The 26346-nt window shown below is 68.9% G+C and carries 21 protein-coding genes, 1 tRNA gene and 1 pseudogene; 11 read left to right on the top strand and 12 right to left on the bottom strand.

Annotated features, from left to right (window positions below; translation table 11 throughout):
* Positions 1–38 precede the first annotated feature (38 nt).
* The 8 genes from ACWF94_RS06495 to ACWF94_RS06460 all read right to left on the bottom strand — a co-directional run bounded on the left by ACWF94_RS06495 (position 39) and on the right by ACWF94_RS06460 (position 8242).
* Positions 39–112, bottom strand: a tRNA-Met gene (locus ACWF94_RS06495).
* Positions 113–179: 67 nt separating this feature from the next.
* On the bottom strand, positions 180–755 hold the full coding sequence (locus ACWF94_RS06490) for a transcriptional regulator (protein WP_453485279.1): 576 nt from the start codon (positions 753–755) through the stop codon (positions 180–182).
* Positions 756–2303 (bottom strand): helix-turn-helix domain-containing protein, encoded by a 1548-nt coding sequence (locus tag ACWF94_RS06485; RefSeq protein ID WP_453485277.1) that lies wholly within the window; start codon positions 2301–2303, stop codon positions 756–758.
* Complete coding sequence (locus ACWF94_RS06480) at positions 2300–2587, bottom strand: helix-turn-helix domain-containing protein (RefSeq protein ID WP_453485275.1); 288 nt, start codon at positions 2585–2587, stop codon at positions 2300–2302. Before ACWF94_RS06480 ends, ACWF94_RS06485 begins: the two co-directional genes overlap by 4 nt.
* 687 nt (positions 2588–3274) lie before the next feature.
* Positions 3275–4375 (bottom strand): patatin-like phospholipase family protein, encoded by a 1101-nt coding sequence (locus tag ACWF94_RS06475; RefSeq protein ID WP_453485273.1) that lies wholly within the window; start codon positions 4373–4375, stop codon positions 3275–3277.
* A complete protein-coding gene (locus tag ACWF94_RS06470) occupies positions 4372–5379 on the bottom strand; it encodes a Mov34/MPN/PAD-1 family protein (RefSeq protein WP_453485271.1) in 1008 nt (335 codons plus the stop codon). The genes ACWF94_RS06475 and ACWF94_RS06470 overlap by 4 nt, the downstream gene beginning before the upstream one ends.
* 92 nt (positions 5380–5471) lie before the next feature.
* Positions 5472–6926 carry a ThiF family adenylyltransferase gene (locus ACWF94_RS06465; RefSeq protein WP_453485269.1) on the bottom strand — a complete coding sequence of 485 codons (1455 nt, stop codon included), beginning with the start codon at positions 6924–6926 and terminating at the stop codon, positions 5472–5474.
* A complete protein-coding gene (locus tag ACWF94_RS06460) occupies positions 6923–8242 on the bottom strand; it encodes a hypothetical protein (protein ID WP_453485267.1) in 1320 nt (439 codons plus the stop codon). The genes ACWF94_RS06465 and ACWF94_RS06460 overlap by 4 nt, the downstream gene beginning before the upstream one ends.
* A 905-nt stretch (positions 8243–9147) precedes the next feature.
* On the opposite strand from ACWF94_RS06460, the gene ACWF94_RS06455 reads away from it, so the two are divergent.
* From ACWF94_RS06455 to ACWF94_RS06445, 3 genes are all read left to right on the top strand, one after another.
* Positions 9148–9912 carry a TnsA-like heteromeric transposase endonuclease subunit gene (locus tag ACWF94_RS06455; protein WP_453485265.1) on the top strand — a complete coding sequence of 255 codons (765 nt, stop codon included), beginning with the start codon at positions 9148–9150 and terminating at the stop codon, positions 9910–9912.
* 14 nt (positions 9913–9926) lie between these two features.
* Entirely contained in the window at positions 9927–12284 is a 2358-nt protein-coding gene (locus ACWF94_RS06450; RefSeq protein WP_453485263.1) for a transposase, read from the top strand.
* Between the two features lie 122 nt (positions 12285–12406).
* The gene (locus ACWF94_RS06445; RefSeq protein ID WP_453485262.1) at positions 12407–13534 is read left to right on the top strand and encodes an AAA family ATPase; all 1128 of its coding nucleotides are present in this window, start codon (positions 12407–12409) and stop codon (positions 13532–13534) included.
* A 44-nt stretch (positions 13535–13578) separates the two neighbouring features.
* Here the strand turns inward: ACWF94_RS06445 and ACWF94_RS06440 are convergent, their stop codons facing one another.
* Positions 13579–13953, bottom strand: coding sequence for a hypothetical protein (locus tag ACWF94_RS06440; protein WP_453485260.1), 375 nt, complete (start codon positions 13951–13953; stop codon positions 13579–13581).
* A gap of 51 nt (positions 13954–14004) precedes the next feature.
* Between ACWF94_RS06440 and ACWF94_RS06435 the strand changes: the two genes are divergently transcribed.
* The 8 genes and pseudogenes from ACWF94_RS06435 to ACWF94_RS06400 all read left to right on the top strand — a co-directional run bounded on the left by ACWF94_RS06435 (position 14005) and on the right by ACWF94_RS06400 (position 24401).
* The gene (locus tag ACWF94_RS06435; RefSeq protein WP_453485258.1) at positions 14005–14847 is read left to right on the top strand and encodes an SAVMC3_10250 family protein; all 843 of its coding nucleotides are present in this window, start codon (positions 14005–14007) and stop codon (positions 14845–14847) included.
* 648 nt (positions 14848–15495) lie between these two features.
* Positions 15496–16866 carry a Wadjet anti-phage system protein JetD domain-containing protein gene (locus ACWF94_RS06430; RefSeq protein WP_453485256.1) on the top strand — a complete coding sequence of 457 codons (1371 nt, stop codon included), beginning with the start codon at positions 15496–15498 and terminating at the stop codon, positions 16864–16866.
* On the top strand, positions 16859–18139 hold the full coding sequence (locus ACWF94_RS06425; RefSeq protein ID WP_453485254.1) for a hypothetical protein: 1281 nt from the start codon (positions 16859–16861) through the stop codon (positions 18137–18139). Before ACWF94_RS06430 ends, ACWF94_RS06425 begins: the two co-directional genes overlap by 8 nt.
* Complete coding sequence (locus tag ACWF94_RS06420) at positions 18129–19406, top strand: hypothetical protein (RefSeq protein WP_453485253.1); 1278 nt, start codon at positions 18129–18131, stop codon at positions 19404–19406. Before ACWF94_RS06425 ends, ACWF94_RS06420 begins: the two co-directional genes overlap by 11 nt.
* On the top strand, positions 19403–22555 hold the full coding sequence (locus ACWF94_RS06415; protein ID WP_453485251.1) for a hypothetical protein: 3153 nt from the start codon (positions 19403–19405) through the stop codon (positions 22553–22555). The genes ACWF94_RS06420 and ACWF94_RS06415 overlap by 4 nt, the downstream gene beginning before the upstream one ends.
* Positions 22556–23058: 503 nt before the next feature.
* Positions 23059–23283 (top strand): annotated as a pseudogene (locus ACWF94_RS06410) (IS30 family transposase); the annotation flags it as partial.
* A 70-nt stretch (positions 23284–23353) separates the two neighbouring features.
* The gene (locus tag ACWF94_RS06405) at positions 23354–23659 is read left to right on the top strand and encodes a hypothetical protein (protein WP_453485249.1); all 306 of its coding nucleotides are present in this window, start codon (positions 23354–23356) and stop codon (positions 23657–23659) included.
* A 379-nt stretch (positions 23660–24038) separates the two neighbouring features.
* Entirely contained in the window at positions 24039–24401 is a 363-nt protein-coding gene (locus tag ACWF94_RS06400) for a hypothetical protein (protein ID WP_453485248.1), read from the top strand.
* A gap of 302 nt (positions 24402–24703) precedes the next feature.
* Here the strand turns inward: ACWF94_RS06400 and ACWF94_RS06395 are convergent, their stop codons facing one another.
* Genes ACWF94_RS06395 through ACWF94_RS06385 form a run of 3 tightly spaced genes read right to left on the bottom strand, consistent with a single transcriptional unit; the run spans position 24704 to position 26200 of the window.
* Complete coding sequence (locus ACWF94_RS06395) at positions 24704–25507, bottom strand: SDR family NAD(P)-dependent oxidoreductase (protein WP_453485246.1); 804 nt, start codon at positions 25505–25507, stop codon at positions 24704–24706.
* 34 nt (positions 25508–25541) lie between these two features.
* Positions 25542–26084, bottom strand: coding sequence for an acyl-CoA thioesterase (locus tag ACWF94_RS06390; RefSeq protein WP_453485244.1), 543 nt, complete (start codon positions 26082–26084; stop codon positions 25542–25544).
* Positions 26081–26200 (bottom strand): SDR family oxidoreductase, encoded by a 120-nt coding sequence (locus ACWF94_RS06385; protein WP_453485281.1) that lies wholly within the window; start codon positions 26198–26200, stop codon positions 26081–26083. The genes ACWF94_RS06390 and ACWF94_RS06385 overlap by 4 nt, the downstream gene beginning before the upstream one ends.
* Positions 26201–26346: the final 146 nt, after the last annotated feature.

Below are 26346 nucleotides of genomic sequence, written 5' to 3'. Positions count from 1 at the left end.
GCCCGGAACCGTACGGTTCCGGGCCCGCCAGCTCGCAGTAGCGGGGACAGGATTTGAACCTGCGACCTCTGGGTTATGAGCCCAGCGAGCTACCGAGCTGCTCCACCCCGCGTTGGCGAACACCACCGTACGTCATGGCGGCAGGCGCTGGGAGACCATGGTCTGCCGGGCGTCGGCTGCTACGCGGCGAAGCCGATGTTTTTGACGTACTCGTACTGGCCCCACTGGGAGCCGAGGTCGGGCAGGACATCGGCGGTCCAGGCGTCGTCCAGGCCCTGGTGGTCACCGGCCGCCCAGGACCGGACGATCTTGTCCCAGCGGCGCACGTTCATCGACCGGTGTTCCACCACCCGCTGCAGCGGGCGTGCCACGCCGGACTGGTCGAGGGGGTGGATCTCCACACGGGTGCCGCGGCCTGCGCGGTTGAGGCGGGCGGTGAGGTGGCGGGCGACGTTGCGGCGTCGCACCGCCCTGTATGCGGAGTCGATGCGTTCCAGGTTGGCCTTCGACGGACGGCGTTTGTCCTCCAGCCATGCCTTCAGCGTCCGGTCGCTCACTGTAAGGCCAGCATCCTTGGCGGCCTGCCAGGCCCTGTCCGACGTCGTCAGGTAGTGCAGGCGCGCCATCAGGCCCCGCTTGGCGGTCACCGGGGTGGCGATGTGGCTGGCTAGCTGGTCGAGCTGGCGGGCGACGGCGTCGCTGCCCTTGATCCCTCTCGCACCGAACTTCCCGAAGTCGATGTTCTTCTCCGGCATCTACTGCTCCTCCCCCGTGCTGGCTTCGGCGCCGGTTCCGGCGGTGTAGGTGTCCTTCACCTTGACCTCGGTAACACCGCGGCCTTCGGGGAAGACACGGCGCCAGTCACCGATGACGTGGAGCTCGTCGGTTCCCATCGCCCGCACGACGGGCAGTCCCCCATCGTGGGCCTTGAGTGCCTTCATCCAGAGGTTGGCGAAGGCCTGGGAGCGGATAATGTGCATCCAGTCCGGGCGGTAGAGCTCCCGGTTGTAGTTCGACTCCCCCATCGTGGACACGAACTTGGAGTACATCGCCTTCACGTACTCCAGCGTCAGCTCGTCGCCGTATGCGAGCGCGGTGTCGCGGGCGTCCTTGAGTGCGATCCGGAACTTCTCCAGGAGGTTCTCGGTGGTGCCGGAGGTGTACGACTCGTGGATCTCGGGCGGCTCGCACAGACGGTGCTTCGGTCCGGACAGGCGCAGCAGCAGGCGGAGCGTCGGTTCGGTGACCCACAGAGGGCCTGGTTCGTCGCGCTGGCCGACCGGGTTGGGCAGCACCGCGTCGTGGTCCCAGACGGGCGGGGTGATCAGGTGGACGCCGGCGCGGCGCCGGTCGTGGCCGAAGCCGGTGGAGTGCTCCAGCTGGCCGAGCGGGAGGTGGGTCTTGAGCGCCGAGAGGTAGGCACCGTTGATGTCGAGTGCGGTCACCTCGTGCTGGCCGGACGGGAGCGCCGCGCGGGTCCATTTGGGACGGGCCTCCCAGATCTGATCGGCGCCCCTGGAAGTCTGCTTCTTGAGGATGTCGGGGATCCAGGGATGGGCGATCACGTCGTAGCGGGCGCCCTTGCGGGTTTCGTCCAGCAGGCGCATCGCGTCCGGGATGGCCCGCTTCAGCAAGGCGGCGCTCGCGGCTTCGACATCGCCGTGGTGCTCGGCGAGTGCGGCGTGCACCGCTTCGTGGATCAAGTCGGCGGGTCCGGACGGTTCCTGGAACGCCCGCCCGCGCGGGGCTGCGTCTTTCCGGCCGGCAGGACGGGGCGAGCGTGCTGTACGCGGCTCTTGGGCCTGGGCAGATGGCGCGGTGGGTGGGGGCTTCGGGGTTTCGGCGGGGGTTGCCTGGCAGTCGGAGGGGTCCAGATGCTGAGCGAATCCCGCCACGCGTTGTTCGGCGGGACGGCCGCACAACACACACGGCTCGGGCACGGCGAGCAGTTCTACGTCGTCCTCGTCCTGGCCGAGTTCCGGCGAGGACGTAGAGGTGACAGCCGCCGCCGCAGCGCCTGCCGCCACGGGCTGCTCCCCAGCCAGCTCCGCCGTGGTCTCGGGGGCGAGCTTGGCGTTCAGTCCGTCCAGCAGATATGCGTACTTGGTGCGGGCCTCGCCGGCCGGGACCCGGCCGCTCTCCCATCCACTGAGGGTGGAGGGGCTCACGCCGAGCGCGCGTGCCACCTGCGCCTTGGACAGCCGGGCCCGTTCCCGCAGCTCGCGGCGCACCTGGCAGGGCGGGAGTTCAGCCTGCGGGCCGACGGCGTCGAGCAGCGAGTCGATCGCGTCGAAGTCGCTCACCGACCCCTCCCCTTCGTCTCGGCCTGGACGGAACGGCGCCGGTCGGCGGGCAGCACCTCGCACGCTCTGGTCGGACCCGCCAGCAGGTCCAGCGCGCCAATGCCGTAGTGCTCGGCCAGGACATCGACGTCGCGCAGGCTCCACGAAACGGCACCCGACTGCCGGCGCGACACCTGTGTCTGCGTCAGTCCCAGCACCCCCGCAACCGACCGCTGCGAGTCACCCGTCACCTGCATCAACGCGGCCACCGTCAGCCGCAACGACTCCTCCAACGCCAATCCCATACCCCCACCCTACCGGAAGTTATGCAATTTTCGCATTGAATCCAGTCAACTACTATTGGCAATGCATAAAAGCTTTGCTCCCGCTCATGGGTGAGCTGAGAGCTCCCGCCATGGCGGCCTTTCGTCAGGCCGGCAGGTCAACGGCTGGGCCCGCCTGACTCACGCGGAATCCGGCGGGCCGTACGCCTGGCGTCCCGCTTCGCCTGGCGTGCCTCTTCAGCCGTCCGATCGGACAGGCACCGCGGGCACACGAGGTCCAGGACACGGCGGCGCAAGGCCCGGCGCAGGCGAGGCCCTGGCGGTGGCGGCCACCCACAGCAGTGACGGCGCACCGTACGCGCGCGGGTGCCCAGGAACGCGGCGACCACAGAGGCGTTGCCGTCGTAGGCGGCCAGGAGGAACGCCATCTGCGCCTTGTGGCCGACCGGAAACCGTGCGACGGACTCGGTCTGCTCTTCCGGGTGGAGGAAGACATCGTGACGCTCGCAGCGCGGCGCCTTCCTGCTGTTCCGGCCAGCTCCGGGCCACGGACTCACGCGTTTCCAACTCCTCGATCAACGACCCCATCTGCGTCGCCTCCTCCACCCACACGGTGGGAACCTGACCACGTCACCATCCCCCAGAACGGCGTTCTCCCAGATCAGCTCGTCCCTTTAAAGAGAGCTACACCCTGCTTCCTTCGCCGTCTCAGCGGTGCGCGGACCGCAGGTGCATCGGCAGGACGGTGCGCATGAGCTGTTCGCCGCGGGTGGTGATGGCCTCGAAGTCGCTGCGGGCCATGGCGGCGAAGTTGGTCGGGTAGGAGGCGACCGCGCTGCGCGGAACGAGGTCGGCTGGCGGCGCGGGCAGGCGGTTGTCCTTCATTCCGAGATAGGCAAGGGCGAAACCGTCGATGCGTCCGCTCGCGGCCCACTCGTGCAGGCGGGCGCGGGCGGAGTCCTGGGCCTTGCGGTGGACGGTGGCGAAGGAGCGGCTGAGGCGCCCGAGCATGAAGCGCGGTGTCTTCAGTGCGAGTTCCCCCAGGCCGGCGTCGCAGGAGATGATGAAGGGCACGTCGTAGACGTGCTGGGTGTGGTGCGGTGAGCGTCCCGGTTCGAGGACGGACAGGCCGAGGTTGTCGTAGACGCCGCCGTCGGTGAGCAGCACGGCGTGCTGCTGGTGGTGTCCGTCGCGGTGCTGGAAGGTGAAGGTGCGTTCCAGGGCTGGCAGGAGCGCGGGGTAGGCGGCGGAGGCGGCCACGGCGGTGGCGACGTGGACGGGCTCGGTGATGGTGCCGTAGCGGGAGCAGCCGCTGCGGGTGCTGCCGAAGCGAACCGCGTTGGTGGTGGCCAGGTCGGTGGCGGTCAGAACGACGTCGAGACCGGGGTGGGTGACGTCGGCCAGGGTGGTGGTGCCGAACGCCTTGTGGGCGAGGACGGCGGCCAGGGCGTCGGTGCGGTTGGCGGGGCGGGCGACGGTGACCTGGGGGGTGCGGGTGAACAGCTGGCGGGTGCCTGCGCGGGCAGCCGCGGTGAGGTTGCAGACGGCCGCGGAGGGCTTGAATGCCTGGCGTGCGATGTCCAGTTGCAGGCCGGAGCGCAGCAGGTCGGTGGTGCGGGCGTCGAAGTCAGTGAACGCTTTCGGGCCGTAGGCCCACAGGGCGGCGAGGAGGGAGCCGCCGGAGATGCCGGAGACGACGCGGATGTAGTCGAGGAGATCGCGGTCGCGCAGGGCGCGCAGGCAGCCGAGGTGGAAAGCGGCGGCGCGGGAGCCGCCGCCGGACAGGGCGAGGCCGATGGTGCGGGTCATGAGCGGGAGCCCTTGCGTGGGACGGGGACGGGACTGTGGGGGCGGGTGGAGTAGCCGCCGGGCCACCACTGCACGGGGCCGAGGTGAGCGGGTGGTTGCGGCGGGGGCGGCTCGGCCGCGACCGAGGCGGTGCGGGCGGCTAGGTGGGCGTAGAGGTCGGGGCTGTCCCCGGTGGCGAGCCACTGGTGCCAGACGGGGGGTGGTCCTCCGGCGATGAGGACGAGGGCGCGGGCGGGAGCGTCGTCCAGCGGGAGGGTGAGGCTGGTCATGGCGGCGCGGTCGGTGGCGCTGGGCTGGGCAGCGGTGTGCGGGTGGGTGTGCCACATGCCCAGGAAGCGACTGATGTTGCCGGTAGCCTTCCGGCGGGCGGTGAGGTGGCCGCTGACGCCGTCCAGGCCGTGCTGGAAGTAGGCCTCGGTCAGCAGGGAGTCGGGGGGCGGGCCGGTGGCCTCGTCGATGAAGATCACACCGGTGGCGTCGTCGACGGCGCCGAGCAGGGTGCCGCCGGATTCCACGCGCGGGCCCCGCACTCGGGCGCCGCGGCGGGCTTCCGCGCGCATCTCGGCCAGTGCGGCGGGGGTGATGCGCACGTCGTAACCGGTGGCCTCGTCCGTGGCGAGGGTGTCGTTGGGCCAGGTCAGCCAGCGCGGCCCGGACGGCTGGGTGCTGGTGGGGCCGGTGGGCATGCGGACGATGAGGACGGCCATGGTGTGCCGGTCGGCGGGTTCGGCCAGGGCGTGGAGGACGCCGGTCGCCAGTTGTCCGGCCAGTGCGGTGACGTCGGCGGCCGATCCGGTGAAGGTGGCGTCCGAGCAGCCGGGTTCGGGCTGGAAGAGCTCGGTCGGGGGTGTGGTGGGGAAGAAGTCGTCGATCAGGTCGTCGAAGGCGCGCGTAGCATCGGCGTGCGCGGCCAGCGCGGTGCGCCGCAGGACGTCCGTGCCACCGCCGGTGGCACCGCGGGGTGAGATGGCGGCGATGCCGCGGGTGGCGTGGTGGCCGATCATCAGTGTGGCCAGGTGGGGCCAGGGGGCGGTGTCGGTGCGGCGGGCGCGTTCGAGGTGGGCGCGGACGATGCGGTTGGCGGTGCAGTCCCAGATCAGGTCGAAGGTGTGCAGGTCGAGGGCGGACAGCCGGGTGGTGACGTTGCCGACGAGAGCTTCGACACGGGTGGCGTGGGGGTCGATCCGGTTGAGGCGGTCGGCCAGGACCCTCGCCTTGGAAAAGCCGATGTCGGCGTCCGTATAGGCTGGCGGGCCAGGATTCCGGGGTGGACGAGTCCGTGGTCGGCGACGGTGAGGTGCGCGGCTCCGGCGCGGGCGCACATGTCGGCGACGGGTGCGCCCAGGGCGCCCGCGCCCAGGACGAGGATGCGTTTGCCGCGCAGCCAGGCCGCGGGGCTGGCGTGGTCGCGTCGGACCGTGACCTCGGGCCGGGCTTCGTAGACGCGCATCCACCGGGTGCTCTGGCGGTCGAGCCAGTCGGTGCCGAACCGGACGACCTCGTCGCCGAGTTCGGCCAGGTACGCATGCCCGCTGAAGGCAGTGTCGGCGGCCAGGCGCCCGACCTGATCGGCGAAGTCGGGCAGGTGCCAGGCCACCAGGTGCGTCCGGCGCGGCCCGTCGCCGGCGATACCCCGCGAGGGGGTGCCCAGCAGCAGGTGCACCGGCGCGGCTGGGGTGTCCTCGTCGTCCCCGGTCGACGCGGTGGCGTCGGCGTCGGCGTCGGCGTCGGGGCACAGCAGGGTGCGGTTGTGGCCTGCGACGAATCCCGTCAGCCCCAGCAGCAGGCGCGGCGTGATGTGGTCGCGGGCCAGGGACTCCACCAGCTCGCGCGCGGTGAGCGGGTATTCGAACGTCAGGTGCTTCGTGGTGACGACGACGGGGGCGAGGAAGGCGCGGGCGCCGGCCGGCAGCGCGGCGCTCTCCCGCAACTGTTCCAGGCTGTCGGGCCAGGGGTCCTCGACGGCGAGCCAGCCCACGACGTCGCATCTGATGTCGTTGACCTGGTGCAGCACGGCGGCGCCCAGCCACGGCCCGTCCGGTCGTGCGACGGGCGCGTCGTGGCGGATCACGAGGAGTCCCGCGGTGTGGTCGGTCAGGGCGTTCGGGGGGTGCAGGGGTTCGCCGGGCTGGTCCAGTTGTCCCGCGGCGGCCGCCTCGAACCAGTCCAGGAGGCGGGTGATGAATCCGTACATGCCGTCGGCCGGATCCCACTCGGTCGCCGTCGAGCGGTACAGGCACAGGTGGCGGCCCCAGTTGACGTGCGGGGCGCCGGCGAAGCGGGTGTGCCGGGTTTGCACGCTGGGGGCGGTGAAGGGGAAGTTCGGAGGGATTCGCAGGGTGACCGCCTCGACGCTGCGCAGCCGCAGGCCGTCCTGGGTGGGCGGCAGGTTGGCGCAGCCGACGCTGACGCGGGCCTCGACGTACCCGTCGGCTGTGGCGGCCACGTGGGTGGCCGCCACCGATCCTCGAGATGCCTGGACGATCCGGTGCAGTTGGTCGAGGGCGAGCTGCTGGCCCTCGGTGAGTTCCAGGGTGGTGCTGTCCTTCACGCGGCACCGAATCCGATCTGTACCGCGGGCTCGGCCTTGTCGCCCCTGGCCTGCTGCACACCGGCGCGCGCGGCGTCCGTACCCCGCGGGTGCGGCAGGCCGGCACCGGCAGCGAAGGCCGCGGCCGGGTAGCGGGAGGCACCCAGTGCGGCCAGCAGCCGGCGTCCCCCGCCCGCGGCCTTCAGCATCCGGGCCTTGTTCTCCAGGTCGGCGACGTCCACCAGTTCGAGGCCCAGGCCTGGCTCCAGGGCGAAGACCACCGGACGGGGTTCCTCCTTGGAGGGGTACTCCCCCGTGCACAGCACCTCGTAGTCGGTGATCGACGCGTAGGCGTCCCGAGCCAGCAGGTGCGGCGGGTTGTTGCCCTTCTCGTCCTTCTCGCGGAAGGGCAACGAGCTGGCGATCACCCGGGCGTCCGGACTGGCATGCGCCTGGAGCAGGTCGAGAAGGTCCTGCTTGAGCTCCTCCTCGCCGTCCTCGCTCTCGGCGTACATGGCCTTCTTCGAGCAGTGGTGCGGAGAGAGCAGCACGTCCCATTCCACCCGGTCCGAGTTGCCTGCGGCTTCACTGTTCTCGAAGATCATCTTGATGATGGGGTAGGCGAGGTCGCCCAGGAACAGCAGTCGGCCGACTGTGCCGTCACTGACCTTCAGCTGTACCTGCAGGGCCAAGGACGTGTCGTTGCGGTCGCCGGCGCAGTGGTCCTTGAACGGTGCGTGGACGAACGCCTCGAACCGGTCCTCGACGTCCTGGCCGTCGATCTTGGTGATCACGTCGCCGGGGAAGGTGAAGTACTCGTCGGGCAGTTCGGCGTAGGAGTGCAGTTCGCGGTCCTCGTCGTAGCCGATGATGCGCACCCGGTCTCCGCTGGCCGGCTCCTTGCCGTCCTTGACGGCCTTGAGGGTGGCGTCCACGCGTCGCTCGACCTCGTCCTGGAAGCGCTGTGCGTCCTCGCACATCGGCTTGTCCTCGGACAGTTCGCGCCACAGCCGGGGCGTCGCCCAGATCTCCCCGATCAGGATGGGGCTCTCCAGAAGGTCGCCGAAGCCGCAGCAGTGGTCCGAGTCGGCGTGGGTCAGGGCGAAGACCGCCAGGTAGGGCGTCGTGCCGTCGGGTCGCGGGAGGGTCTCCTCCAGGCGGTCAATGACGGCGGCGACCACCGCGTCGTCCTCGTCGGCGGCCTTCATGTCCCGCAGGTCCACCTGCATGACCAGGTTGTCGCCGACCACGATCGTGGTGGAGTCCCTCGTGCCCACCGGCCAGAACACCACCCCCTGTCCGGGAAGTTCCGTCTCCACCATGTCGTACCTCTTCACTCGATGTTGATCAACTAGCGGTAAAAGCAGACAAATTCACTTCCAGCCAGATGTACCACGTGCCACTGACAACGCCGCCGTGATCAGGCAGCGAAGCGTTCAGACCTGGCTCACAGCGAGTTCGCCCGGGGCCTGGAGTCCGCTCCGACCTGCCGGTCGGTCGGCGGCGGTGGGCGGGCCCGGGACGTATGCGCTCTCGCGGCTCCCGCCGCCGTCCTCCCATTTCCGGTGGCGCGCCTTCAGCGTCGTCACGGTCGTCGTCCGCGGCAGGGCGCCTCGTCTGCTCCCTGGGCTTCGTGATCGCCGCCTCGAAGTCCTCGAGCACGTCGGACGCATGGTAGACAGGCACGAACCGCAAGGCAGGCGCCGAGACCGAGTTCCTGCATCGCGCTTGTGCGGTCAGTCCCACGTCACGGGTCATCAACTCGGCCCTGCTGGCATCCCGCACGCTTGGACGATCCGCCGGTCGACCCGGGAGGCCGACGCCGCTCGCACCGCGCTGCGGAGACGGCGCGACCGACGCGCTCGTGCTCGCCGCGGGCCCTTTGCCGGCCTGGAGCCTCATGCTCTGTACGGGAAGGGGGTGGCCGGTTTCCCTTAATCGCAGATCTGTTCACCCTTTCAGGCGTATCCGGCGGGCGGGGAAGTTCTCGTGGCACGGCACGGAGCAGCATGGGGGTGCCGGGCTGTTGCGGCAGCGGTCATCGCCGGAAGAGGTAGGGGATGGGTGAACAGATGGCGGGAGCTTGGCTGTCCGGTCCCCGTCAGCCGCTGCCGGTACAGCAGGAGTTGACGGAGGGCGGTTCCGTCGGCCTGTTGGCGCACGGTCGGGGACTGGAGCTCGAGAAGCTGGCGGCCGGACAGGTGTGCGGGGCCGTACGACGGCTCGGCCTGGGGTGAGCGGCGTGAGCACGGTGGAGTCCCCCGGCGACCTACTGGAAGGCGGGTCGGTGCCGGGCGCGGGACAGGGTGTCGTGGCCGTGTACCGCGAGCCGTACGGGCCGGAGCGCTCGTGCAGCGCGGCGGAGCTTCGGGGGGTGGTGCTGGAGGAGTTCGGGCCGGTGAGCGAGCCGGTGCCCTATCGGGGCCGCAAGGGCATCATCACCTACTGGCCGGTGGCCACCCGGGAGCAGACCGTGGTGTGCGGCAGCCTGCGGCAGTGGCGGCTGGCGGTGGAGCTGGACTTCCAGCCGGGCTGGGCGGCATTCAGTGCCGCCCCGGTGGAACTGCGGTGGCGGGCGGGAGGCCGCAAGCGCCGCTGGCGCCCCGATTTCCTGGCGCGCACGGCCGATGGCGTGCGCGAGGTGCTGGTGCTGGTGCTGAAGCCTCCTGGTCAGGAGAGCCTGCCCGCGTCGAGGTTTCAGGTGCTTGAGGCGGTGGCGCGGGCGGCCGGGTGGCGGGTCCGGCAGGTGCGTGAGCTGTCGGGTGTGCGCGGGCGGAATCTGGAATGGCTGGCCGGCTACCGGTTCCCCGCGGGCGACGAGGAGGGCCAGGGGCAGGCGCTGCTGGAGGCGTTCAGGGCACCGGCAGGTCTGCGGGCGGGGGTGGCGGCGAGCGGGCTGGACGAGCTGACCGGTCTGGACCTCGCTTACCGGATGCTCTGGCAACGGCAGCTGCTGTTCGACATTGCGCAGCCGCTGCTGCCCGATGCCGTGGTCTGGACAGCCTGAGGATCGGATGGGGCATGGCGGGAACAGGTGAGGATCAGCGCGCGGGATCACTGTCCATCGGGGCACGGGTGCGCTGGCAGGAGCGCGAGTGGGAGGTGGTGGAGTGGCAGGGGACGCAGGTCACGCTGGTGCCGCAGGACGATGGGGAGGCGCCCCGAGCGGTGTCGTACCGGTGGCTGGTGGGTGCGGAGGACTTCGCTGTCCTCAGTGGCGGTACGGCATCGGCCGTGAACGGCGCGGTCTTGGGCGGGTTGGGGCGGCAGCAGGACCGGGAGGAGGCTGCGCTGTGGCAGGCGCGCATGGTGGAGATCGACACCGGTCTGGCACCGGACAGAAGTGAGCATGCGCGGGGATTCGGGCCGGGGACGACGCTGGCCCAGCGGTGCGCCGCGATGTCGGCGCGGCTGGCCGCCGACGGCGTCCGCTGCTCCGCCCACACCCTCGCGGACAAGCGGCGCAAGTGGAAAGCGGCCGGGGAGAACCCGGTCGTCCTGCTGCCGCGGCCGCGGGAGGGGCGGCCGGGGGGCTTCACCGATCCGCGGTGTCTGACCGCCATGCAGGAGGTGGTGGCCCGGCGCGCACACGAGTCGGACGTGACCATCGACCTGATCCGCGAGGAGGTCGAGGATCTCCTGCACGCGCGCTACGGCGAGGAGCTCGGCGATCCGGCTGCCGTGGCGGTCCTGCTGCCGTCGCGTTCCACCTTCTATCTGCGGATGAAGGAGTCCGGCCTGGCCGATGTGCTGGGCCAGCCGACGCGGGCCCGGGCCGCCCTGGCCTCCACCCCGCCTCTGCCCCACGGCGGGCGCGAGGCCGTCCTGCGGCCGGGACAGGTGACCCAGGTCGACACAACGCCGCTGCGGATCCTGGCCCGCGGCGACGACGGCCGGCCTACCTCCACGGAGATGACCTCGCTGATCGACGTGGCCAGTCACAGCATGTGCGCGCTGATGATCACGCCAAGCCGTCCCCGGGACGCCGAGAGCGGACAGGCAGGCCAAGCGACCCGGGCGATCGACCTGACCCTGATGCTGGCCCAGGCTCTCGCGCCCTGGCCGGTGATGCCAGGCTGGGACCCGCTGAGCGCGGCCGCCGCCTCCAGCCTGCCGTTCGGGGCGCTCCGCGCGGCAGACGAGCGGTTCACCGAGGCCACCGCCGCCCGCCCGGTCATCCGCCCCGAACTGATCATCTACGACCAGGGCAGCCCCTACGTCAGCGAGCACTTCACCGAGGTCTGCGACCGGCTGCGCATCGCCCGCCGCCCGGCGCGCAAGAGGACCGCGCCCGACAAGTCGCTCGTCGAGCACTCCTTCACCACCCTCGCGCACCGCTTCAGCCAGTACGTGCGGCACGGCTGGCAGGGCCGCAGCCACAAGAAGCGCGGCCGCGGCATCGAGCAGATGCCGCTGTACACGATCGCCGAACTCCAGCAGATGGCCCAGGAATGGGTGGCTCTGGAGTACCAGCAGACCCCCGACGCGGGACTGCGCGATCCGTTCCGGCCCGGCATCGTGCTGTCCCCCAACGACATGTACGCCGTCCAGGTGGCCCGCAGCGGCTACCGGGCCGTGCCGCTCTCCCCCGCCCAGAACCGCTTCTTCCTGCTGTCGCGCTGGGTCACCCCTGGCAAGGGCGGCTTCATGATCAACTATCGGACCTATCAGCCCATCGCGCAGGACGCCGCCCACTACCGCGAGATCCTCCTGCGCGGCGGCTCGAAACTGCCCGGCCGGGAGAAGCAGTGGGAATGCCGCTTCAACCCCTACCGCCCCGAGCGGGTGTGGCTGTACGACCACACGGCCGACACCTGGGTGACCTGCGACTTCCGGCTGCGGTACCTGCTGCACGATCCGTGGACCGCGGACATGTGGCAGGAACACGTCGAGCAGCACCGTGCGGCAGGCGGAAGCGAGAAAGACGAGGAGGCGATCGCCCTGTCCCTGGCGCAGCGCGACCGGCGACGGCGCAGTCGCAGACCGCCACCCAAGCGCACCGGGGTCGAACCACCCTTCCAGGGGCTTGAGTTAGAGACCGAACAACCGTCCCAGGACCCATACGCGGATCTGGAGGAGTTCGACCTGTCGACCCTGCGGCCCTACCCGACGCTGCCCATCTCCCCCATGGCACCCCCGCCCGCATCCGCCCCGCCGGCGCTGCCCGCAGGCACCGGCGACGCAGACCGGCCGCCGGACAGCGGGCAAACTCCGCATCCGCTGGCAGGGCTCTTCCCCGACGACGGCGACAGCAGCAGGCCGCAGGCCCCCACGGCCGAAGTACCGGCAGCTGCCTACGAGGTCGTCGAAGCGGAGCTCCTCGATGACCTCGATCCGGACAGTGACGACGAGGCCGAGGACGACGTATGGGAGATGTAGATGACCTGGGGCAGGGGCCGTTAACACCGCAGCCGCAGGCCGGCCTCGGGAGCGGACGCGTTCTCCGGTCCAAAGTCGGCCTGCCGGTGTCGAGGCAGGAACCGCGATGAGAGAGAAGCGTAATGAAGGCATCCGTCGAACTGCGTGACAAACGTGAAGCCCGTCTGCGTCAGCAGCTGAAGGACACCCCGATGCGGCCTCTGCCGCTGTTCCAGCTCACCGGCTGGACCCACTTCGTCGACGAGGAGGTGGAGCCGCCCGTCCTGGCAGCTAGCAGCAGTCCCACTGAGGATAGGAAGACCGACGAACAAGCCATCGCCTACCACCGGCATCTGCGGATGGTGCCCACCGACGCGATGACCCACATGCAGGAGATGGTCGTCGAGGCAGTCCACCGCAACAGCGGGAGCCGTGAGGGCCTGATGGACCATGTCATCGACGGGCCCGCGGGCACCGGCAAGACCTGCCTGCTGCGGGCAATCGGGCGCACCGCCCAGCAAGAGATCGAAGCCGCCATGGGCGGCAGGCGCCAGAACACGATTCCGGTGGTGCACATCACCACCCCCGCAGACCCGGAGCCGAGGGTGAACTGGCTCTGGGAGATCGGATCCTACCTGGGTCTCAACCCTGAACCGAAGAACCTCGTGGAAGTCCTGGAGATGCGCAAGCACCAGGACGTGACCCTGTCGGTCAACTACGTCCTGGAGACGGCGCAGACCCGTCTGCTGCTCATCGACGACATCAACCGCGCCTCGCCGCAGCACCTGGCGAACGTGCTGCCCTACTTCGACTACCTGCGCGACAAGCTGGGCATCTCCATCGTCTTCTGCGGCACCGGCGCCAGCCACCGCCTGCACCAGGCCCGCATCCTGGCCGGAGAGCTGACCCGGGTCAGCGAGGAGAACCGGGTACGGCTCGAACAGGCGGGACAGCCGGCCCAACCCGTCTCCCCCTCACCCACCGCGCTGCTGCCGGTGACCTGGCTGCACCCTCTGCCTCTGGGCACCAAGAGAGAGGAACAGGAGATGTTCCGGCGCGTCCTGGCGAGCTTCGAGGCCGACCTGAGCCTGTACCGGCTTGAGGAGAACGCCCTGAGCAAACACGCCGCCACACTGCACCAACGCACCGGCGGCTACTTCAAAGCCCTCGCCCACGTCATCTCCACCGCCGCCGTCATCGCGATCCGCAGCGGCAGCGAGAACATCACCATGACAGAGATCGACGCCGCGACAGCCCAGATCCGCTACTGAAAAGAGCCAGAGCGGACAGCGGGCCGTTCACCTTGTGCCGGGAACTACCCGGTGGATCCGGTTTCGCTGTCGCCCCGCACAGGTGCTCTTTGCCGGCACTTTGGTGTAATCGACGCCGGGAAAGAGCCGGACGCGACTGTCATCGACGCGGATGCTGGCTGGCCGCAGAGGTCGGCCGAGAGGCGGCACAGCACGTCCGCTTCACGGCGGCCGTCCCCGGTGGTGTGCCAGAATCGGAACTGGCCGAAGCGGCGTTTCCCGTCGGCGGTCTCTACGAACACGGGCGGGTCCGGTGCGCGTCCCGGTCCCTCGGTGACCTGGGCGAAAAAGGCTTCCTGGCCCAGCCGGGTGCATAGGTCTACCAGTGAGGTTGCCTGGATTCTTCCCAGTTCCATGCCGATCTCGAACTTGGCGTGCATGATGCCGGGGTTGGCCCCGGTTCACCGGTACAAGGACCCAGCATCACAGCGATGGGATGGCATGAGAGTGGGGCGCCCGTGCGGGAACTACAATATCTGTCCACGGCCAAGCTGGACGACTTCTACGAGCCGCCTCGCAGGGGGCTGGTCGGCCGGTCCATGGAAGCGGAAGCCGGCGCACTTGGTATCAGTGCCCGCCTCGCGCTCGGCCCGGGGAACGCTGTGGAGCCCACGGTCACCGAGAGAGATGCCGAGCGGCTGGAGAAGGTCCTGAGGCATCTTCGGGAGAAGAGCACGGCTCACACTCATGAGCCAGCAACGTGCCAGGAGCTGGGCGCGGGCGCCTGGCTGGAGTTCTGCGGGCGCTTCCTCTACGGCGCGGCGGCAAGAGATCTCGGGCTCCGCGACCACGGCGTTTTCACCTGGAGGTCGCTGGAAGAAGGCCACTGCCAGCACCGTGACGACGAATTCTGCAGCAGTATCCAGCTGTTCCTCTGCGGTTCGATCCAGCACGTGCGGGACCACCGTGACCATCCGCCCAGCAGGATGGGGTCCGGCTCGGACTGGCTGCACGACCTGGCAGCGGATCTGGTCGCCCGTGAGGCCCGGGACGATACGTCGCTGCCGAGCCTGCTGGACTCCACCGGGATCAATGACCAGGAGTTCGCGGCTCGTTCCGCGTTCGCCATGCTCTCCGGCCACCGGACCGCCGGCTATCTGAGCGGGCACGCACGGGTACTGTGCAACTTCCCGCCGGAGCGCCTGCGGCACCGGCTGATCGTCGCGACCCCCTTGTACGTGGAGACCGGGCTACAGCCTCCGGCGGCGGGGGTGACCTCGGCCGCGCCACCCACGACGGGGTGGTTCGGACGCTGGCGGCGTCGGCGCGCATGACTCCTGTAGACGCGAAACGGGCCCTGGCAGCTTCGCGGAGTAGGGAGGGAGACTCCTCCCCCAGCAGGATCCCGACCTCGACGCTGTGACCAGTCCGGCCCAGGCTCCCGGCACGCAGTGAGGTAGGAATCGCGCAGATGTTGGGGGCCTACTCCCGCGTGAGGGGTGGCGCGGTGCGGGGCAGCGGCCTCTCTGGGCGAGTGATGACGAACCAGGCGGAGGAGGGGTCTGTTCGAGGAGGAAGTTCTGCCGGATGTGCGCGAAGAGCCGAGAGAGGGGTGCTCCGGACTGCCTCGTCGTCGGACCAGTCGAACATCAGCGCGGTGCTGCCAGCTAGCCGGACCTGGCTCTGACCCCTCCCAGATACAAATCTGCCCAGGGCCGGAATCAGAGGGACGGCATGCGGACGGTGCCTGGCCCGTGACAGGTACAGCGTTGATTCTCCTCGCGGGCCGTCTGGGGCCCAGAGCCAATAGCAGGTGACGGTACGTCACTGCGCCTACTTTGGGGAAGTGTTGGATTGAACACACTTTGTCTACTTGTGGGGCGCAAGAGGCCTTGTGTATGCCTTCCTGACAGGGTGGATCTGCCTGGGTCCAAGATCCAATGTGTCTCTGGGGAGGACATGTGAGTGCCGGGGCGGGCGCTATGGCCCTGTTGTTCAGTGAAGCGGAAGGCCGCATCCGGGTATCGCTGGCTGAAGTGCCGGAGGGCACACATGCTCTGTCCGTGCCGGTACGTCGTGAGGGGATGAACCGCGCACCGCGTAATCGCCGGGGCTTGCTGCGCATTCGGGAAGTCGACCTGGTGACTGCGCGGGAGCAGCCGGCCTATGAACCTCCGGAGACTTTGGATAGCCGGCATCTGGTGTGGGCGCTCTCGGCGCAGCGGCGCTCTTGGGCCACGGTGGAGTCCCGTTTCGGAGACAGGGCGTGGGATGTAGCTCTGGCGCTGGTGCGGTGCGGAGGTGTGGTCCTGCGTTGCGCGGTTGATGACGATCTCGAGCTCGCCGGTCCGTTGGCATGGCGTCTGTCTCATTCGTGGGCATTGCAGGCGGATGAGTTGTTGCAGGAGCTGCGCGGATGGCGGGATCCGGATGAGGTACGCAAGGAACTGCTTGCGTTGATGGCGCCGGTACCGGAGTTGGAGCGGGAGCAGGTGCTGCTGGATGCCTGTCCGGCGGGTTCGCCGCTGAGGGTGCCGCAGGACAGTGCGGTCGCGACCGAGGCGTGGACTGCCTATGAGGCGGCGGTGCGCGCGGCGTCTGTGTGGTGGCTGGCGTACCGGGACGGGGAGCGGTTGTCCGCCAAGGAGTTGGCTGGCCTTGCGTTGAGCGGGTCGAAGAAGTGGACCCCTCCACGGCAGGTGGCTTTCGAGAACCTGGTCGGGATGAGCTTTGACCTGGCGCTCGATGAGGCTGATGTCGATATTCGGGTGCGGGGGCCTTTGCGGTGGCGGGTGGGGTCGGTGGCTGCCGACGCTGCGGTGGCCAAGCCTTGGATCGCTCTGCCTGCTGGCGCTCTGCGGCTGGTGGGGGAAGTCGAGCACGGCGGGCGGGGCGTCTTCTTGGTTGAGAACTCCGATACGTTCGAACGCGTGTGCGCAATCCCGGAGGTCACGTCGCAGTGGCTGTGCATCTGGGGCAAGGGGTACGTCACCAACAAGCTGGTTGCCCTGCTGGAGTGGATGCGTCCGGAGCGGATGGCCATCTGGGGAGACCTGGATGCCGATGGGATTGCCATCATCGATGATCTGTCCCGGCGCTTGGACCGCAAGGTGCATCCGGTGGGGATGGAAGTGGAGATGTGGCGTGCCGGCCCCTACCGGGATCAGGAGCCGGAGCAGTATCCGAAAGCGCGCGCGCTGGCGGAGAGGATGGCGGCGGAGGGGCCGGTGGAACTGCGGGCCCTGGCGGCGGAGATCGCGGTCTCGGGCGAATCGTGTGAGCAGGAGCCGTTGCACCGGAAGGTGCTGCCTCGCTTGGTTGGGCTGTTGGAGGCGGTGCCGGCCGGTGGGTGAACAGCTCGCATTCGGGGACGGCGATCGGGAGGATCTGGCGGCGGCTGTTCAGTTGGCCAACTGGCGGGCGTTCATGGCTCCCGTTGCTGAGGATGCTGGAGCTGTGGCGCAGCACCCGGAGGTGGCGCGGGTGGCGCTTGCGATCCTGAAAGTGTTTGCCGAGCATGCCGGGGCGCACGGGCTGTCGAAGGCTGAGGTCGTGCAGGCATTGAAGGGCAATCCTTCGGGGTGGCCGGAGGAGCTGATCGATCGCCGTTTGGCTGTCCTGATCCGGCTGGGGTTCCTTGAGCCCTATCTTCTGAAGTCCCATCAGGACCGGTATGTCGTGCGGCCTGCAGGGCTGGCGGGTGCTTTGGCGGCTGAACGGCTGGCGGAGCACGGGGGTGTTGATGAGTTGATCTTGCTGTTGGATCGGGCGAGGGAGGTGTTCGATCGCAGCAATCCCGACCCCGAGGCGGCTCTGGGCTATCTGGTGTCGTGCCGGAACGCGCTGCGGGTTTTCGCTCTGGATTTGCAGCGGCAGATCGCTACCGGCACAACGGCCGAGTTGATGGAGTCCCATCGACAGCATGATCATCGGGGGTTCACGCGCCAGGTGAAGGAACTGAACAAGCTGGTCACAGACCGGTTCAGTGGTGACTGGGCGCTGGAGGAAGCTGGTTCGGCTCTGATCGAGGCGGAGCAGTTCTACCGTCTGCAGGTCATGGCCGCCGCGGACAAAGTGCTTGAGCAGGGCGGCGGCAGTCTGAACTTTGACGTGCTGACCGTGAAGGAGTACGACCACGCCGCGGTCCAGGGTGACGTCGAGCTGCTGTCGCAGGTGGGTACGGCACTGGTCGCCGACGTGCCGGCAGTGTGGATCGAGCCGGCTCAGCTTCTGGAGACAGTGGAGGGGTTCGCCCCGCGCGCGCGGGCACGCGTGCGGCCTCTCGTGGTCGAGGGCGACGACGAGGATGAGGACGATCCCTTGCAGTGGGCCGAGGATGCACACGCGCATCTACGGGAGCGGCGTCGGCTGCGGGCCGATGCGTTGTTGGCGGCAGACGAGGAAGTCGATCTCACTCAGGCGCTGTACGAAGCGGGATGGCCTGCGGCTGCTTCGATCATCACCGATGTGCTGGCGCTGAGTGCCGATCCTGACGAGCCCTATACGGTCGTGGTGGAGGACGGTTTGCTAGCCGATCCGGAGGCATCCGTCACCTATCTGCATCCCCTGCGTCTTCGGCGTCAGAATGTGGCTCAGAGGTCCGATGGGGGTTCGGATGGCTTCTGAACAGGACGCCATCCGTGAGGCGGATGAGGACAGAGCGTTTCAAGCAGCGTTGCTTCTGGGGCGGTTGCGGGCCGCTGGAGTGACGTCGGCCGAGACGACCGGTCCCGTGGCGTTTGCCGCTGCGGCCGCGGCCGCCCGGATCGGACGCCGGGTGATCCGCGTGCACGGGGTGGGCCGGTTGGCCGATGTGCTGGTCTTGGGTTGGGACGGTGAGACGGCACCGGTTGCCGACCTGTCGCCGGCGTTCCGGATTGGTTTGTCGCCGGTGCCGACCCTGGTGTGGGCGGCGTGCCTGCGCGCGGCGTGGCCGCGGCCTGAGCGCGCGCCGTTTCCTGGCGGGCCGTTTAGGCGTGCCGCCATTGTGGCGTTGTGTTCTCAACTGGGCGCGGACCGCGAAGCGGTGGAGCGGGCACTCGAGCGGACCTTGCCGGAAGCCGGCCTGATCTCCGTGGACGGGGACGAACTGCGGCTGGGGGCAGCCGTTGCGGCGTTTCCTGCTGTGGTGGTGGAGGGCCTGCGTCGCGGGCACCATCTGCTGCCGGCTCCCGGGGCGGATGAGCAGGCGAGCGGGGAGCCGGATTCGGCGGTGCCGCCGCATGAGGTCCGGACCGATGCCGAAACGGCGCTTGAGATGTCCGATGGATATGTGGTGCGGTCAGTGGTCGCCATACTGGAGACGGCTCGTCGGCCGGTGCCCCGGGGTGAGCTGCCGATGCTGGCTGATCCTGCGATGCGAGCCGCGGTGGAGCAGGCATTGCTGCCGTGCGGGCGGCAACTGCTGCAAACAGCGGAGGGCAACTGGGTCACCGGGTTTTGTGACCCGCTCGCCGATGCCCTGGTGGCCGAGGAGGTCGGGACCCTCGCCGCGGTGGACCGGGCCGTGCTGGCCCTGGTCCTGTTGCACACGGTGGCGATTCCGAGAGCTCGGGGGCGGCACCGGCACAACCGTTGGACGGGGGAAGCCCACACCGTCACTCTGGCGGAGCTCGCCTCCAACCGGCGGATCTCCAAGGCCGCGATGAGAACGGCGCTGCGCAGGCTGCGGGCGGCGGGCATGGTCGCGGAGACCACCACGGGCCGTTACCTGCCCGGCCCCGCGCTGGAGCGCATGAGCGAGGCCCGCAGCAACCTGCTCTGGGAGGACCTGATCCTGGTCGGTCGGCCCGGTGGGCAGCTGGCCGCCGCCATCCGTCGGCGGCGTGGCATCGAAGTCCCCGCGTCTCGGGGCGAGTTATTTGAGATCCCGACAGAGACGGACCGCATGTGAGTCAGCAGATCCCTAGTGCACGTGGCAAGCGGGGAGTGGTCGGTACCCGTCAGCTGGTCGCTGTCCAGACGTTCTCCATTGCCCGTCTGACCTCCCACCCGGTGGCGATCGTCCCCGGCACATTCGTCGCGGTGACCGGGCGGGGGCCGAAGGACTCCAATGAGTCGGGAAAGACCAGCTTCCTGTCTGCCCTGGCCCTCTTGGTGGGAGACCCGGAATGGCGCATGACGGGCGGTGGCTCCGTGCACGCACCCAAGCTGCTGTTCGAGCCCGTCACCGCCGGCGCATCGCCAGAGGTGAACGAGGCCGCCTCGATCGGCTATGTGGTGGGCGTCTTCGCCGAACCCGAGGATCCGCTGGGCAGCGCACACACCGTGTGGCTGCAGGTATCGGCCAAGTCACCGCACATCGAGGTACGGCACAAGGAAGGGGTGCACCTTCTGCTCAGCGGAGACGATCGCACCCAGCACGAGCTCGCTCCGGGGTTCTTCCGCGCCCTCGGTGGTAAACCCCTGGGGGCCACGGACTACGCGGAGGTCCTCTACGGCCGCGCCCCGCGTCTGCTGGCCTACATCATCAGCCGCGGCGGCATGCGGTCGCGGCCCTCTTTGCTGAAGCTGGATGCGGGCACCTTCACGCCCGTGCAGATCGGGGAGGCGCTGCTCGATCTCACCGGCAAGGCCGGCATGCTCGCCACGGACGTACAGGCCCGCAAGGATCTGGCTAGGACGCAGAAGAACCTGGCCGACAAAATGGCCGATGCCGAGAAGTCCTGGCACGAAGAGGAAATCATCCTTCATTCTGTCGAAACCCGGCAGCGGGCCCGGGTGGAGGCCGGCCGGGCTCATCTCTTCTGGCGACTGGCATCGGCACGCGCCGCCCTTGATGCCGTCGTCTACGAGCGCCGGATCGGCAGCAGCCTCGCCCGTGTCGAGGATGATCTGGCAGCTCTGGCTGCGCGGCATGATGCAGTGCAGGGCCAGCTCACCAAAGCCCGCGACATCGGCCAGCTCCGGCAATCGGCCCGTTCCGCACAGTTGCGCAGCGACGAGCATCAGCGGGAGGTGGAGGAGGCCAACGAGAAGGTGGGACTGCTTCGAGGCGACTTGAAACGGGCGCAGCAGGATCACCGCCAGGCGCGGCAGCAGGCCGAGGACTATGCCGGCCCCTCCCCCACCGAGCTCGCCCAGCACGTCAGCGACCAGGAGGCGCGTCAGCTCGAGGTAAAGGCGGAACTCCTGCTGGCCGAGGAACGTGTCAGGGCGCTGGAGGGAGAGCTCGCCGAGGCCCGGGAGGGGCGCACCGGCCAGGCGGGGGCGGCGTTGCGGGCCCTGGAGGGGGCAACGTCCCACCGGAGGGTAGGGCTGATGGCCACCACTCGCGTCCGTCCTGAGGCGCGGTCCCAGTGGGAGGCCCGCCTGGCGCCGTGGAGGGAGGCGGTGTGTGTCGCGTCCGATGCCCTGGAGGATGCCAGCCGTGCGGTGAGCACTCTGCCCGGGACCATCCTCATCTGCGGGCCGTCGAGCGAACCGGAAGCGACAGGTTCCGGCGCCCCGGATGGCTTGCCCGAGGGCATCCTGGACGCCGATCCCCTGGCGGTGCCGTTCCTGCATGCCCTGGCCGATGCCACGGAGGTGACGGTTCCTCCGCATGCCTGGCTGTCTGGGCTGGGGGTCCGCGTCATCGGAGGCTTCGAGAATCCGATCGCTGGCCAAGAAGACATCTGCGCCCACCTTGAAGGGCAGCGGGACCAGGCCCGGGCCCGGTGCACTGCGCTGGAGACCGCAGCCGACCTGCACCGTCGCCGGATCGCCGAACTGCGCCGGGACATCAAACGGGCCGAGGCCCAAGAGCTCGCACAGCGGCTCGTTCCCAAGATCCGCGACCTCGAGGACACCCACGCCCAGTGCGTTGCCGCGCTGCCCGGGCTGCGTACGTTGGCCAAAGAGGCAAGCGAAACAGCGCATGAGGCCCAGACGGCGCTCCTCACCGCGAAGGAGCGCGCAGACAAGCTCAAGGGCGAACTGCGGAAGCTGAAGGACGACAGGGCGCAGGCGACGCGGAGGAAGGAGAAGCTGGAGGAGCTCCGCAGAGGGTCAAGCACCGACCGGGCACGGATGATCTGGACGGGCTCTGAGGAGGAGGCTTTGGAGGAGCTCAACTGGAGTTGCCTGCCCGAGGACGAGCCCGGCGCGGAGTCGGCCGACGGCATCAACTCCTACGCCGTCGTACCGCGGGACACCGAGCGCCCGCCCGAGGTCCGCACCTGTGCGGACCTTCGCAGCGAGAGCCGGTCCCGACTGACGGCGGCGCTGACGAGGCTCGCCGCGGACACGGCAACCACCGGTGTGGCCACCGTGGAGATCGCCGACGCCCTGCACCATCACGAGGCGCACACCCACGATCCGCACGACACCATCTTCCGCGGCTCGCTGACCGCGCTGAAGACGTGGCTGGATGAGTACGAGGAGCGGGACGCAGGAGCTCGGGAGCAGGTGGAGGTGAAAAGACGGGAGCGGGAGGACGAACAGAGCTACCTCCACGACCTCGTCGAGGAGTCACGCCAGGCCCTCGAAGAAACCCAGGAGTCCATCAAGGAACGCGTGCACAGTGCGCTGCACCGCATCAGCAACCAGCTCAACCTACTGCACAAAAAAGAGGGGTACGCAGCCGACCTGCTCTACAGCGTAAGCGCGCCGGAGAGCGCCGAGGGCCAGTGGATCTGTCATGTCGTGCCCCGGTGGCAACGCAACCCCGGCGGCTCCTTGCTGGCCTACGATGCGCCCACCAACACCGCCCAGGAGAAGCTGTTCTCCATCCATCTCGTCCTGGCCGCCTTGCTGGCCGCACCCGACGCGCGGGGCCGCGTCCTCATCCTGGACGAACTCGGTGACTCACTCGGCGCGGAGCACCGTCGTGAAGTGATCGCCGCACTGCGTGACGCCGCGCTGGAACACGGCATCACCGTGTTGGCCACCTGCCAGGACGGCCTGATGGCGGACGTGGGGCCGATGTGTGGCCAGGTACTGCAGTTCCGCTACTACTCGAAATCCGACCCCTTGAACCGGCCCACTGCCATGTACGGCTTCGACGCCAACCGGCGGCGCGTCAAGCTCACCTTGAATGATCTCGTGGTCAGCCGATCCTGAACGACGTGTGCGCATCCGCCGAGGTCGCTGACCCAACCTCGGTACCCGCAGCCGGAGCACTGCGTTCCTCGTCATCTTCGTCCTTCCACCCCTCGTAACCCGTCATCAGTGTCCTCGAAGTCGTACGGCACCGCGGGATGCCCGTGCCTGTAGATACGCAGAGATCAACCTCCTTGCACCAGGCCGGCCAACCAACCAGCTTGTCACCACCGACCACGCCCGCAGCCACGCTCTTTGACCCACTCCGCTCCCCCAAGCCTCCAGACCACCCCTGACCAGCACAAACTCGCTCCACCAAGCCACCCGGCAATGGAAAATCCCACGGAGATCACTACATTCCGAAATGATCACTGAATTCGCACTTCAGAAGCGCTCTCCGCCCCGGAGCCTCCACGAAACCCCAGGTCAGCCAGATACGCCACAACGACTGACAATCCTGAAACGATCACTGGATTAGCAGCTCAGCGCATTGCGTAGGGAGTGATCCTTAGCGGATTCGTCACATCCCGGTCTACTTCTGCGACCCGGCCAGCCCCTGGCAACGCGGCTCCAACGAGAACACCAACGGCCTGCTGCGGCAGTACTTTCCCAAGGGCACCGACCTGGCCGCTCACACCCCCGAGGACCTGGCGGGCGTCGTCGCCGAGCTGAACAGCCGGCCACGCAAAACGCTCGGCTGGGAAACCCCAGCCCAGCGTCTCGCTAAGCTCCTGGCGACAGCCAGTTGACCTCTGTGTTGCAACGACCCCTGGAATTCGCCACCCGCCGGGGGCTTCGTGCTTCCCGGAGGAGTTCGCCGTGCCCACGTACGAGACCCTGCCGCGCTTCACCGCCGACCTGGACCGCCTCACCCCCGAACAGCGCCGCCGCTTCCGCCGGGCCGTCACCGCCTTCGTTCACGACCTGCGCGCCGACGGACGCTTCCGCGCCGGCCTCCGCGTCAAGCACCTCAGCGAGTTCCCCGGCATCTACGAACTGACCTGGTCCATGGGCACCGGTCCCGCAGGACGCGCCACCTGGCAGTACGGGCCCGCACGGCGTCCCGGCGCGCAACACATCATCTGGCGCCGCATCGGCGGACACTACATCCTCACCGGCCCCTGACCAGCCGGTGCGGTATGCCGGGTCGCAGCCGTACCCGCCCTCATCAATCAGTGGTTGAACGCATCCCGCTCCTACCCGGACCGGCTCTCCTCCTCCACCGCAGGCAGCGCAACTGACTCGCCCAGACCGAAGTTGCTGTCACACGCTGAGCGGGTTGGTCACGGGTGCAACCCGCGGAATCGGCGGAGTGGGCTGGCACTCCCGCCGTGCCGGGGCTGCTCCCGACAGAGCGGCGGGGCAGAGACGGGGCGGGCCACTCCACTGCGCGTCGAGCAATCGTTTCTGCTTGCTCCGATGGGGTGTGGAGGGGATCAGGCGGCGCGTGACACAGGGCATCCAAGTCGTCGTACCGCTTTCCCGCCCGTCCTTGGAGGTAACGATGAAACGGTTCCGGATCCTCGCGCTGGTGGCTCTGGCGCTCGCCGCGGCCGGCATGACGACCGTGGCGGTCGCGCAGAGCGACAACGGCACGCAATCCCCCGCACGCTCCGGCACGGGGGCGCGGGCCCCCTTCAACCAGGTGCAGGGCAGCCTGGTCTCGGTGCTGCCGAACACGATCCACGGGCAGGGAGTCCCGTGTCCCGCGGGGACAGTGCCCACGGGCGGCGGCGGCTTCTCCCCCAATGACTTCCTCGTCATGACGGAGTCGTTCCCGAGGGGCAACGAGTGGGTCGTGACGTACCGCAACATCGGCGGCCAGTCGGCGAACTTCCGCCCCTACGTGGTCTGCTCCACCCCTTGACGCCGGGCCGGGCTCGGGTGCGTGCGATGATGACGCTCCTTGAAAAAGCGGCTCTGTCCGCAGTTTCGTGAAGGTCATGGCTCGGTGAGGATGCGAGTCTTGCAGCACCGCAGGTCAAGTCACCGCAACGTTGATGAGACATCACAGCGGGCCTTCGTATTTCGCTTCGCCCGAAAAAGTTCCTCGTCTGTGTGACATCCGCGAGTTCCAGCTCCATTCAAGCGGGTGACCGCGTACAACCAGGACTGCTCTCGCGAGCGGACCCCAGCGGGCCCGTCGCCCGCCCCGGAAGCGCTGGCGGCTCAGTTGGCGCCCGCGTTGACCCTGAGCACCTGCCCGCTGACGTAGTTCGAGTCCTGCGTGCAGAAGAGGTACGCCGCGCCGGCCGCCTCGGTGGGCGTACCCGGACGACCGAGCGGGATGCGCGTCGCGGCACTCGCCGCGATCTGCTCGTTGATGCCGACCTTGATGTTGCGTCCGGCGATCTCCAGATAGGAGTCATCCGCGGGCGTGGCCTCGGTCATCCGGGTGAGGATCCAGCCGTAGGCGACGGCGTTGACGTTCACCTTGTACCGTCCCCACTCCTTCGCGAGGGCCTTCGTCAGGCCGATCAGGCCGGCCTTGGCCGAGGAGTAGTTCGCCTGCCCGGCGCCACCGTTGGTGGCCGAGACCGACGACACGTTGACCACCTTGCGGTGGTAGCCGGTCGGGTTGGCCTTGATGAACGGCTGCGCGGCACGCAGGATCCGGAACGGCGCCCGGAGGTGGACGTCGACGATCGCGTCGAACTGCTCGTCGCTCATCTTCTGGATCACGCTGTCCCAGGTGTAGCCCGCGTTGTTGACGATGATGTCCAAGCCGCCGAAGCTCTCGATCGCCGTGTCGACGAAGCGCTGCGCGAAGTCGTCGTCGGTCACCGACCCCATGCACACCGCGGCCTCACCGCCCGCCTCCCTGATCCGCGCGGCGATCTCCTCGGCCGGCTCGGGGTCCAGGTCGTTGACAACGACCCGAGCGCCCTCGCGGGCGAGCTTCAACGCAATCTCGGCTCCGATGCCTCGGCCCGATCCCGAGACGACGGCGACCTTGTGGTCGAGAGTTCCCATGGTCTTTTGGTCTCCTTCTTCTGTCATGCTTCTATCATGGTCGGGCGTGCCCGGTCGGCAGCCCTGGGAGTTGCGGCACGACGCCGCCTGGTCGATCCTGCCGCGAGGGCACCGGGGTCAGCAGCGCCGGGCCGCGATGCCGAGCGAGGGCGGCGCCAACGATGTCGTCGATGGCCCAGGTGCCGCGGTGCCGCTGGTCCACCAGCACCATCCGCGCCTCTGCCCTGATCGCTGGCGCGGCGCCGTCCTCCTGGCTGATGGTGAGGGCGAGGGTGAACGACGTCCGGCCGACCGTCGAGATCCACAGCCGGATGGCAAGCGGCTCCTGGCGGTACCAGAGCTCGTCCGCGAACTCGACGTCCTGCCGGCGTAGGAAGGCCACGACATGGGCCGGCGCCCCCGCGAGGATCCCGTCGGGCTTCTCGACACCCGGGATGACCGGCCGCCCCAGGAACGGCCGGCGCGCCTCGTCGATGATCCGGACCACGGACACATTGCTCACATGACCCACCGGGCCGAGGTCCGATTGCCGGAGGGCGACGTCGATGCGACGTCCGATCGATCGCTGGTCGTTCATCGCGCGGTGTACCCGCCATCCACGTGCAGGCAGGCTCCGGTGACGTACGACGAGTCATCGCCGGCCAGGAAGGCCACGGTGGCGGCCACCTCGGCCGCCTCGCCGAGGCGAAGCATCGGCGTGCGCGATGCCAGCTCGGCCTGCCAGGCCACATCACCTACCAGGCCGGGGAGACGGTGCTCGCCGGAATCGTCGCGAGCGGCACCTCCGAGGAGACCCGCGGCTGGCTCGTCGACCTGTTCGACTCCCTCTCGGTCCGGTC

Source organism: Streptomyces sp. NPDC055078 (assembly GCF_053607985.1).
Note: the sequence above shows the minus strand (reverse complement) of the source record. Positions and strands in the feature narration are given on the sequence as shown.

Excerpts from the sequence above, each read along its gene's own strand:
- ACWF94_RS06430 (WP_453485256.1), top strand. The coding sequence starts at position 15,496 with ATGGCCCTGTTGTTCAGTGAAGCGGAAGGCCGCATCCGGGTATCGCTG.
- ACWF94_RS06440 (WP_453485260.1), bottom strand. The coding sequence starts at position 13,953 with ATGCACGCCAAGTTCGAGATCGGCATGGAACTGGGAAGAATCCAGGCA.
- ACWF94_RS06385 (WP_453485281.1), bottom strand. The coding sequence starts at position 26,200 with ATGCTTCGCCTCGGCGAGGCGGCCGAGGTGGCCGCCACCGTGGCCTTC.
- ACWF94_RS06390 (WP_453485244.1), bottom strand. The coding sequence starts at position 26,084 with ATGAACGACCAGCGATCGATCGGACGTCGCATCGACGTCGCCCTCCGG.
- ACWF94_RS06475 (WP_453485273.1), bottom strand. The coding sequence starts at position 4,375 with ATGACCCGCACCATCGGCCTCGCCCTGTCCGGCGGCGGCTCCCGCGCC.
- ACWF94_RS06480 (WP_453485275.1), bottom strand. The coding sequence starts at position 2,587 with ATGGGATTGGCGTTGGAGGAGTCGTTGCGGCTGACGGTGGCCGCGTTG.
- ACWF94_RS06435 (WP_453485258.1), top strand. The coding sequence starts at position 14,005 with ATGGGATGGCATGAGAGTGGGGCGCCCGTGCGGGAACTACAATATCTG.
- ACWF94_RS06445 (WP_453485262.1), top strand. The coding sequence starts at position 12,407 with ATGAAGGCATCCGTCGAACTGCGTGACAAACGTGAAGCCCGTCTGCGT.
- ACWF94_RS06470 (WP_453485271.1), bottom strand. The coding sequence starts at position 5,379 with ATGATCGGCCACCACGCCACCCGCGGCATCGCCGCCATCTCACCCCGC.
- ACWF94_RS06395 (WP_453485246.1), bottom strand. The coding sequence starts at position 25,507 with ATGGGAACTCTCGACCACAAGGTCGCCGTCGTCTCGGGATCGGGCCGA.
- ACWF94_RS06420 (WP_453485253.1), top strand. The coding sequence starts at position 18,129 with ATGGCTTCTGAACAGGACGCCATCCGTGAGGCGGATGAGGACAGAGCG.
- ACWF94_RS06450 (WP_453485263.1), top strand. The coding sequence starts at position 9,927 with ATGGCGGGAACAGGTGAGGATCAGCGCGCGGGATCACTGTCCATCGGG.
- ACWF94_RS06490 (WP_453485279.1), bottom strand. The coding sequence starts at position 755 with ATGCCGGAGAAGAACATCGACTTCGGGAAGTTCGGTGCGAGAGGGATC.
- ACWF94_RS06400 (WP_453485248.1), top strand. The coding sequence starts at position 24,039 with ATGAAACGGTTCCGGATCCTCGCGCTGGTGGCTCTGGCGCTCGCCGCG.